General features: G+C 47.7%; 10 protein-coding genes. 4 read left to right on the top strand and 6 right to left on the bottom strand.

All coding sequences use genetic code 11. From position 1 onward, the window contains the following. Positions 1-17: 17 nt before the first annotated feature. From PLA23_RS06995 to PLA23_RS06980, 4 genes are all read right to left on the bottom strand, one after another. Positions 18-491, bottom strand: a complete 474-nt coding sequence (locus tag PLA23_RS06995; RefSeq protein WP_324474599.1) for a zinc ribbon domain-containing protein — start codon at positions 489-491, stop codon at positions 18-20. Next, on the bottom strand, positions 488-1,462 hold the full coding sequence (locus PLA23_RS06990; RefSeq protein ID WP_324474597.1) for an ornithine cyclodeaminase family protein: 975 nt from the start codon (positions 1,460-1,462) through the stop codon (positions 488-490). Before PLA23_RS06990 ends, PLA23_RS06995 begins: the two co-directional genes overlap by 4 nt. Positions 1,463-1,576: 114 nt before the next feature. Beyond that, positions 1,577-2,794: a serine hydrolase domain-containing protein gene (locus tag PLA23_RS06985; RefSeq protein WP_324474596.1), complete on the bottom strand. Its 1,218-nt coding sequence runs from the start codon at positions 2,792-2,794 to the stop codon at positions 1,577-1,579. Next, positions 2,794-3,429: an SdpI family protein gene (locus PLA23_RS06980; RefSeq protein WP_324474594.1), complete on the bottom strand. Its 636-nt coding sequence runs from the start codon at positions 3,427-3,429 to the stop codon at positions 2,794-2,796. The genes PLA23_RS06985 and PLA23_RS06980 overlap by 1 nt, the downstream gene beginning before the upstream one ends. A gap of 646 nt (positions 3,430-4,075) precedes the next feature. Here PLA23_RS06980 and PLA23_RS06975 point away from each other — a divergent pair. The 3 genes from PLA23_RS06975 (at position 4,076) to PLA23_RS06965 (ending at position 7,442) form a co-directional block, all read left to right on the top strand. After that, entirely contained in the window at positions 4,076-5,836 is a 1,761-nt protein-coding gene (locus PLA23_RS06975; RefSeq protein WP_324327749.1) for an IPT/TIG domain-containing protein, read from the top strand. 153 nt (positions 5,837-5,989) lie between these two features. Continuing rightward, positions 5,990-6,607 carry a thiamine phosphate synthase gene (gene thiE / locus PLA23_RS06970; RefSeq protein WP_324474591.1) on the top strand — a complete coding sequence of 206 codons (618 nt, stop codon included), beginning with the start codon at positions 5,990-5,992 and terminating at the stop codon, positions 6,605-6,607. A gap of 76 nt (positions 6,608-6,683) precedes the next feature. Then, positions 6,684-7,442: a sulfide-dependent adenosine diphosphate thiazole synthase gene (locus PLA23_RS06965; protein ID WP_324327770.1), complete on the top strand. Its 759-nt coding sequence runs from the start codon at positions 6,684-6,686 to the stop codon at positions 7,440-7,442. Here the strand turns inward: PLA23_RS06965 and tsaA are convergent. Further along, positions 7,439-7,876 carry a tRNA (N6-threonylcarbamoyladenosine(37)-N6)-methyltransferase TrmO gene (gene tsaA, locus PLA23_RS06960; RefSeq protein ID WP_324327745.1) on the bottom strand — a complete coding sequence of 146 codons (438 nt, stop codon included), beginning with the start codon at positions 7,874-7,876 and terminating at the stop codon, positions 7,439-7,441. The genes PLA23_RS06965 and tsaA overlap by 4 nt on opposite strands. A gap of 44 nt (positions 7,877-7,920) precedes the next feature. Continuing rightward, positions 7,921-8,421: a TspO/MBR family protein gene (locus PLA23_RS06955; protein ID WP_324327743.1), complete on the bottom strand. Its 501-nt coding sequence runs from the start codon at positions 8,419-8,421 to the stop codon at positions 7,921-7,923. Between the two features lie 222 nt (positions 8,422-8,643). Between PLA23_RS06955 and eif1A the strand changes: the two genes are divergently transcribed. Continuing rightward, positions 8,644-8,967, top strand: a complete 324-nt coding sequence (eif1A, locus tag PLA23_RS06950) for a translation initiation factor eIF-1A (protein WP_324327768.1) — start codon at positions 8,644-8,646, stop codon at positions 8,965-8,967. The last annotated feature ends 265 nt before the right edge of the window (positions 8,968-9,232 follow it).

Raw genomic sequence — 9,232 nt, 5'->3', positions numbered from 1 at the left:
AATTGACAATGAATTCTCTAGAGAAGACTACGATGTGTATATCCTGTTCCTGACTGAACATCCGGTGTCGGAATGGGAGTACTCTCACTGACGTCCCTCGTGACTTCGGGAGTCACCTCCAAAACCGGGACGACCTCTTTTTCCTGAACCGGAGGTGAAGACAGGAAAAACAAGGCCAGAACCAGAAAGATTCCAACACCGATTATTCCAATAAGAAATGCCATATCCCTGTCTCCTGGCAGTGACAATTTCATCCGGGGGGGTATTACCGGTTCCGGGGAGTCAGTATCAGGTTCAAGCACCGGCCCTTTGAGTGGTTTTGGTTTATCTCTTGGCTTTTCAGGTATCACATCGTCTGAAAAAAGGTCATCATAGGGGGATATTGGTTCTACATGAGGTGCAGAGGTATCATCTGTCGCCATGGTACAATACTCACATATCCGTGCATCTGGTTTGTTCTCTTCTCCACATGATGGGCAAACCGTCTTCATTCTCTCACTCCAGCGATGCCGGAATTACTGGCATGATGTAAAAATGGCAGGTCAATAGCCCTGCCTTTCCCGATTGCAAGATGTGCAGCTGCAAGGTCGGTGATGGAAAGGCCGGTTGAATCAAAAATTGTGAGAGCACCTGGCGATGGTTTTTGTACAGCACCAGTAAGCACCCTGCCAAGTGTACCCGCAATCTGATCCGGCCTAAATATTCCTTCACGAATAGGGACATTCACTTCACCAGAATGGATCGCCTGTTCCATATCATCAACACAGACATACGCCCGTAAGAGAATATCCGGATCAAGCTCTTGCTTTCCCGGGGCATCAGCACCCATGGCATTAATATGAGCACCATCAGAGATCCATGCATCCCGGATGAGAGGGGCCCGTGAGGGAGTAACAGTCAGAAGGACATCTGCCCCTGCCGCAGTCTCAATATCGGTCACTTTCACCGGCAGATCTGCATATCGCTCTGCAAACATCTCGGCATGAGATCTGGTGCGTGACCATACCAGCACTTCTTCAGGCTGAAAAACGCGGGAGATCGCCATAAGACCAGAATCTGCCTGCTTTCCAGACCCGATTATCCCGATGGTCCCGGATTTTCTCTGTGCAAGGGCTTTCGTTGCCACCGCTGCTGAAGCACCGGTACGAAGATCAGTCAGGGTGGTCGCATTCAGAACGGCTACCGGTTCTCCGGTCGGGGGATCGAGGAGGATGGTTACCGCCATCACGGTGGGCAATCCGGCCTTCCTGTTATCTGGGTGAACATTCACAATCTTTACCCCTGCAGTATGAAGTGAGGGGATATATGATGGCATTGTTCGAAAATCGCCCCCGGGAAGTGAGACATAGACCTTAGGTGGCATAACACTTCTTCCTGCCCCATGATCGATAAATGCAGATTCAACTGCAGATATCAGGGAGTCCATCTCTACCACCTCTTCAGGTGCCGGATAATACTGCATTAACCTTTTTCTCCTCCCTTTGTTCTTTATTTATTCAAATCGCCGGATGTCTCAAAATCAAGGCTTTTATCCCTTCCGGCATATTTCTCCTCTTAGTATTCTTCCTGACATTGGTTATCTTTTCTCCAGCATGAGTTTGTTCAGGGGGATGGCTACATCTGATTCCACATGGGTGTCTGATAAGTATGCCGTATTTGCAAGGACCACCACACCAATCCCTTTATCCCTGACAAATGCGATATCTGCCATGAACCGGTTTGTCTCACCGGCTTTCAGGTGTGTTCGTGGTATATCTTTTGTCTCAAAGGTATCCCAGAAGAGGGATTCCCAAAGCTCGATCCCTTCAGACGATCGAAGTACCCGTGGCTGATGAGAACGGTTCACCGCTGCTAACAGACCTTCCGGAGTATCAATATATCCAAGTTGCAGGGCAAGATAGACTGCCATATCATCAGCATCAGAAATAATTCCTGCTGCCGGGGCCCAGAACCCGTTATACCTGATAACCATCCCTTCATCGCGATCAGGAGCATATCCCCGGTATCCGGTCGCAGATCGATTCAGAAGATCCTCGCTCCATCCTGCTGCGGTACTCTTCATACCAAGAGGGTCCAGGATTCTCTCGCGTACCAGCTCTGGAAAGGTTTTGTTTTGTACCCGTGCGACGATATCCCCTGCGATAGCCGTCCCTCCATTTGAATACTCCCAAGCCTGGCCTGGACGTCTGGATAAGGTCACATGTGAAAGCCAGTCATATCCCATCTCTGCAGAGATCTCTTCATAGCCCCGGAAGGAGGACTCTGCCTGCGTTTCAATAGGATCACGGACATCCTGATACCGATAGAACTCCCAAGGGACATTTGGAAGTCCTGATGTGTGGGTTGCAAGATCAGCAAGAGTTATTTCTCTGCCCTGCCATGAAGGAACAATGACCCCATCAGGAACATAGGACTGTATCGGTGCGGACAGGTTCACCACCCCTCGGAGTTCTGCATCGGCCAGCAGGAGGCCAGTAAAAGTTTTTGAAACTGACCCGATCTCAAATGTGGTTTTATTATTCGAAGCTGCTCCTGATGCCCGGTTTGATACCCCATAGGTATAAATGGCCGAGCCATTCGGGTCTACAAGGATGATGACCAGACAGGGGTATGTTCCATTCTGAATCAGTGGCTCTGCAACCTTCGAGACCTCTTCGGCAGTAAGCGTGGAAAAGTTCCCTGGAGCAGTACTTCGCCACTCCTCCGGACTCATCACTCCTGCTATCGGAGAGCAGAAAAGAAAAATTGCCAGAACCACAAGGTATTGAATTCGTAGTGTCCGAAGGTATATCATTATGCCTGCTCCTTTTTCCAGACAATATACGAATAGACGACAAGATATATGGTTCCTATAATGACCGGAAGAAGGATGAACAGGTATGCATACTCCGGTACCAAAGCACCAACCAGGCAAAAAAGGGCGATAATGAGAAAGATCCGAAAACCCCTTTCATGCGTCTCCTTCCATACCGTCTCACTCTCCAGCGTCCATGGTGTTCGAATCCCTGCAAACCAGTTAGGTTTGACTCTTCGGATAAAGAATGCAATGCCTCCCATGAGGATAGCAAAAATGATAGCGATTACCTGGTTCATCGGGACCTGCATTCCAAGTGCCCAGAGAAGAGTAATGAGAAAGAGCAGACAGAAAAAGACATTGAGGAGGAGGATAAGACCATCATACGCCCTTTCAAACTCCTTATACCGCTTCCATCTTGGATCATACCCTGGCAGCACCATCATGAGTATGGTTATCCCGGTCATAAGTGCTGGTATGAGAATAATCCCAGGAAAGACCGGTGATGTCCCATCCACCTCACCATGAATATTCCAATGGGTAGGAATAACATCAGGAAGATATGGGTATACCAGGATCACAATTCCACCGGTCAGAAGAATGATGAAAACTGAGAGGATTCGAAGGAGGTGCATAATGATATTTGGATCGATAAGAATAGGTTCTTTTCGACCTTCATTCCGGTTTCAAACGGCCTTTGAAGAGAACATACCTTTGCTCATCAGGTAATTCTCCGTTTTTCCAGATTGCTCATTTGCGTATAGCTTCACAAATTGCCACTTTTTCAATCACTCGCATTGGATGCCTGCTTCGTATGAAATACTCCAGCCTAGATGCCCGGTAGGAATGCCCTGACAGCGTCGGCTCCGAACCATCTCCCCTAAAACATCCAGGACACCCAGAATACCTCAATGCCCGGAGGCTGCCATATCAATAAATCGATCTGCATCATGTCGGGTATATGGAGGGGCCATTTCTCATGTATCGTGCCATCTTCGGATTATCTGCATGTATGACAAGTGTCCGGGCGTCATCTGATGACCAATTCCGAATGATACAAGAAGATGTACTATATGCATACAATATTTTTATATCTCTATCAGAACGGTTTGATGTGATACCAGAAATATCGTTTCTTTTTTCTGAAATACACAGAAGTTTTTCTTCTTCGCTCTCAAATATTGAACAGGAGATAAAACCGGGACTACTGGTTCCGGGGAGATTTCTATGAATTCAAGATGGATTAATCAAATCCCATGTTTTTTTCCGGACAACTGGCATATGATCTGTATACTGGGAGTAATCCTGTTAATTCTTCTTATTCCGGTTTCTGGAGCATCAGTCCCTGAAATTACTTCACTGGTTCCCGATACAGGGCATGCCGGATTCTCCCACCAGATAACCATGAATGGCCAGGGATTTACTGAAAATATGTCAGTTGGTCTTGCACTGGATGATACGATCCTGAATATTACGGAAATGAAATTTATTTCAGATACATTAGTGACATTTCGGGTCGTTATCCCTCCAGATGCAAAGCCTGGACTGTATCAGATGATTGTGCGTTCACCATCTTTTGGTGAGCAGCGATATAATCAGGTATTTCATGTCGAGCCACCGGCAGCACCGGAGATAGAAAACATCTCACCCTCCTTTGGAATGGCCGGATCCACAGTCCCGTTCCTGCTGACCGGGAAATTTTTCCGGTCCGGATGCATCGTTCGTATTACCGATGATACAAAACAGATTAATGCATCCAACCTCACTGTCAGTTATGGTCAGATATCCGGGGAATTTATCCTGCCAGTAGACATACGACCAGGTACATGGAATCTATCGGTTATCAATCCGGACGGACGTGTATCTGTTCAATCGTCACATTTTACTATCACCGCCCTCCCTGCGCCATGGATCCTTGCTATCAGTCCTGATCAGGGTGGCATGGATACCCCGGTACAGGTGGCTGTAACAGGCGGGAATTTCCTGAAAGGAGCGTCCTTCACCTTATCCAGAAAAGACCACACCGTACCAGGTTCTGATATCGTTGTTGAATCACCAGGGCGTATCATTGGAACTGTCCTGATACCCCAAAAGTATTTGGAGGGCTTGTGGGATCTTACGGTTACGAATCCGGATGGTCAGTCTGTACAAAAACCCAATGCCTACTTGAGTGGTGAACCGTATGCACCATTCAATCTGCAGCTATCTCCGTCATGGGGTATTCAGGGGAGAGAGTACCAGCTCGTCATCAGAGGCATGGCATTTCTGGAGGGGGACCGGGTTACCCTGCAGCGGGGAGAGAGGACAATAGCTGCTAAAAACGTCACGATTGTATCTGATACTCAGATCACCTGCACCATTTCGATTCCGGAGAATGCCGAGCAGGGGGCCTGGGATGTGGTCGTGACAAGCAGGTACAATAAAAGTGATATCCTGAAAGGAGGATTTTCCATCTATACGAAGACTTCCCTTCTCCTAGCCGGGATTAAACCAGATAACGGAGAGCAGGGGCAGTACATGACCGCTACCATCACCGGTAATAACCTGGTGAATGGGTCATCTGTATCCCTGACCGCTGGCGGGAAAGATGTGATCCGGAGTGAAAAAACAATTCTCATCCGTCCTGATGAGATGAAGGCCTGGTTCCATATACCATCCGACATGATGCCAGATACCTATGACCTGACTCTGACATTTCCGTCAGGTCAGAAACTTGTAAAATCAGGCGCTTTCAGGGTGTTCTATAATAACACACCGATTATTGATACAATAGAACCAGACCGGGCACCGACCGGAACAGAAGATCTGAAGATTACGGTCACTGGTAAAAATTTCGGAGACGGTGAGTACCTCAATCTCAATCTCTCCTTAAATAACACAACACTCCCGATCTCGGGTGCCATGTCATATAAAGGGACACGAATTATCGGATATTTGAGTATTCCAAATGGGACAGAGACCGGATGGTATACCCTTGATGTTACCCGGGATGCCGGGCGGGGGCGGAGTTCATCAAAGACAGAGATGTTCAGGGTTCTGTAAGTAACTCTCTTATTTACCTTATTTTTGTGAGTATAAAGGTGCCATCCATCCCTTTTGATGATATTATATTGACATTCCTAATATCCTGAACCAATCAGGCAGGTATGCAGCTTCATGTGGTATGATATATAGCTTCAGATCCTAAGAAAACACATGGATTGTGGTCTGTACATCATAACTGATGAGATTCTGGCTCCCGGCTGTTCTCATATTCAGATTGCGAGAGAATCACTCTCCGGGGGAGCAAAAATCATCCAGCTTCGCGAGAAAAGAAGGAACGGAAGAGAACTATATGCGATTGCCATGGAGATCCGATCCCTCTGTTCCCGGTATAATGCCCGTTTTATCGTCAACGACAGGCTGGATATTGCGCTTGCAAGCCAGGCAGACGGGGTTCACCTGGGTCAGGATGATCTTCCTCTTTCCGCGGCACGCCGACTCGCTCCGCGTCCTTTTATTATCGGAGTATCTGTCGGAACCGTAGAGGAAGCGGTCCGGGCAGAGCGTGAAGGGGCAGATTATCTCGGGGTAGGCCCGGTATATCCCACCGGAACAAAACCTGATGCCGGACCGCCGGTGGGTCCTGAACTTATTCGAATCATACGTGCGGCGGTTACCATTCCTATTGTCGCTATTGGGGGTATTACTCTGTCAAATGCAGGTGATGTTCTTGCAGCGGGTGCAGATGGGATAGCAGTCATATCCGCGGTGATTTGCAGTCCTGATATTGCAGCAGCCTCGCGAAAGTTTGCTGATCTTATGGTCAGATAAATGGATCATTTCTGTTATCCTGGAAGTATCTGATGCACAAAAGGTACATATTGTCCGAATGAGACGCAGTACGGATATGACACTTGATGAGATCACCATCAGCAGGGCAATCATAACCGAACATCTGCATACCCTTGTTGAATACATGGAGATGGATGTTGCTGTCGTGGGCGCCGGTCCCTCCGGGCTGGTATGTGCCGCTCTTCTCGCGGAAAAAGGTCTGAAGGTAGGACTTATTGAGAAGAAACTATCCATCGGAGGTGGAATGTGGGGAGGAGGAATGATGTTTCCCAGGATTGTGGTTCAACAGGAGGCAAAACGGCTGCTCGATCACTTTCATATCCGTTCATCTGAATTTGCACCGGGATATTTTACCGCCAGGTCAGTGGAGGCAGTCACCAAACTTGCTGCTGCAGCGTCTGATGCCGGGGTCGAGTTCTTCAATCTGACCACCGTTGAGGATGTGATGGTCAAGGGTGACGGGATGCTTTCAGGCCTTGTGATCAACTGGCAGCCGGTTGAGGCAACCGGGCTTCATGTGGATCCCCTCACGATCAGGTGTACAATGACCGTCGATGCAACCGGTCATGATGCCGTGATCGCACATCAGGTCTCGAAAAAATGCGGAAAACCTGAAATCAAAGGCGAAGGGACCATGTGGGCAGACAACGCCGAGTCTTTTGTTGTCTCTCATACCAAAGAAGTCTTCCCTGGTCTGTTCGTATGTGGTATGGCTGCAAATGCAGTATTTGGCGGTCACCGGATGGGGCCGGTATTCGGTGGGATGCTCCTGTCAGGTGAATCGGCAGCAGAGCAGATCCTCTCCAGGTTTTAAACCCACTCTTTCTTCTCAAACGGGTTGAAATCATCGAAGATGCAGTCAATCTCAAACACATATGGTTTAATATCAAGCACTGGCGAACCATCAAGGGCCTCAAGTCCGGTAACCGTGATTATACCGCCCGATATATGTTTTATCCTTCCGATTGAGAGTGCAATGGGATTTGGCCGTGCAGGTGACCGGATGGTAAATACCGGTCGCGCTTTATCCCAGTCAGGCCTTTTTGCAAAAAGGAGGTTCCGCTCTGCCTGATGCATCCAGTAGAGTACCCAGATGTGGGATATCCCCTCCATCGTCCCAAGGCCCGGAATGAACCGCTCATAGATCTCAATCTGCATCGGTTCAGAGCATGATCTTCCTTGTCTTGGTGCTGATTTCCTGCTGGTAAATGGTGAGTGAATAATCCCAATCGGTTCCAGTTCAATCATCTCATCCCTCTGTCTTTTTTCTTTTTATACAGGCATCAAACTGATCACCAGGGATGGTTGAGCATGAATATCATTCCATTTAAAAGGGTGGCAAATACGGTCCAGCACAGATATGGTATAAGGAGCCATACCGCAGCCCGTGACGTGGATCTGAAGTGGTGCATAGTAAGGAGAATCAAAACAATGAGGATTAGTATCACGCACAATCCCCCGATTAATGACTGCATCGCGAAGAACACATACGACCAGAGAAGATTGACACCAAGCTGAAGGAGAAACCAGACCGTTGCTCTCCTGACGGTATGTTTCTCAATGCCATGCCTGAGAACAAGCCACCATGAAATCCCCATTACCATATAGAGAATGGTCCATACAGGCCCGAACAACCAGTCAGGTGGATTAAACCATGGCTTTTGAAGGGTCTGGTACCAGGCGGATACCCCTGTCATGGTAAAGAATGATCCAATATATCCGATAAAGAGGGGGAGAGCAATACAGAAAATCAAAAGAAAGACGGTACGAACAGAGCGAATGTTTATGTGCATGGTATTCTCCGGCTCTCTGGTGAAGATGGAGGTAAGGGAAAAAATTCCGATACTTTCTTTATGTCTGAGAACATGTATTAAAGTCACTGGCAGGATTCTTTAGAATTTTTGTCACACCAACTAGTGCGAATATATTGCCCAAAATTTGTTTCATAACCCTGACAGGTTTTTTGTGATGATTTTGCACTTTTTACCGGAGATGGTCAGATCACAGAATCAGATATTCAACCAGAAAGTGTACCGACAACAGAATCTTTTGAAGAAACGGATATTGAAACCATCAGGGTCCGTCTTCCGAACACCAGAAAGGGTGAGCAGTTCGCGTATGCCGAGCTGATGCTTGGCTCATTTCATATTCGTGTCCGTTGTTCTGATGGCGTAACCCGTCTTGGCAGGATCAAGGGGAAGATGAAACGTCGTGCCTGGATCCGCGAAGGTGATGTCATTATTATTACCCCCTGGTCATTCCAGGATGAGAAGTGCGATATCTCGTACCGGTATACTCCACCACAGCGGGACTGGTTAAGACGGAACAAATATATCTAATATTTTCCCGCATTTCCAATTTTTCTGTCTACGGGGCTTGTCATCAGATCCCGAATTTCTGCATATACCCTGATACCAAAGATATATAATCTTACAAAAAAAGCATAACGCATGTCTCCACGGGGTATTGATCCAGCTCCTGCCCGGAGATACCGGGTAAAGGAAGGGAGAATTAGTAAGGACCGGGCACGTTATCTGGAGACGTTGCGGCATCATCCCATGAAAACACCCTATCCGCATCCTCCACGAAAAGCCTGGAAAAAAC

The sequence above is a fragment of the Methanospirillum sp. genome (assembly GCF_035406105.1).
Taxonomy (GTDB): domain Archaea; phylum Halobacteriota; class Methanomicrobia; order Methanomicrobiales; family Methanospirillaceae; genus Methanospirillum.
The sequence above is the reverse complement of the archived record's forward strand: the minus strand, read 5'-3'. Positions and strand labels throughout refer to the sequence as shown.

Coding starts and splice junctions, on each gene's coding strand:
- PLA23_RS06995 (WP_324474599.1), bottom strand. CDS start 491: ATGAAGACGGTTTGCCCATCATGTGGAGAAGAGAACAAACCAGATGCA.
- PLA23_RS06990 (WP_324474597.1), bottom strand. CDS start 1,462: ATGCAGTATTATCCGGCACCTGAAGAGGTGGTAGAGATGGACTCCCTG.
- PLA23_RS06985 (WP_324474596.1), bottom strand. CDS start 2,794: ATGATATACCTTCGGACACTACGAATTCAATACCTTGTGGTTCTGGCA.
- PLA23_RS06980 (WP_324474594.1), bottom strand. CDS start 3,429: ATGCACCTCCTTCGAATCCTCTCAGTTTTCATCATTCTTCTGACCGGT.
- PLA23_RS06975 (WP_324327749.1), top strand. CDS start 4,076: ATGATCTGTATACTGGGAGTAATCCTGTTAATTCTTCTTATTCCGGTT.
- thiE (WP_324474591.1), top strand. CDS start 5,990: ATGGATTGTGGTCTGTACATCATAACTGATGAGATTCTGGCTCCCGGC.
- PLA23_RS06965 (WP_324327770.1), top strand. CDS start 6,684: ATGACACTTGATGAGATCACCATCAGCAGGGCAATCATAACCGAACAT.
- tsaA (WP_324327745.1), bottom strand. CDS start 7,876: ATGATTGAACTGGAACCGATTGGGATTATTCACTCACCATTTACCAGC.
- PLA23_RS06955 (WP_324327743.1), bottom strand. CDS start 8,421: ATGCACATAAACATTCGCTCTGTTCGTACCGTCTTTCTTTTGATTTTC.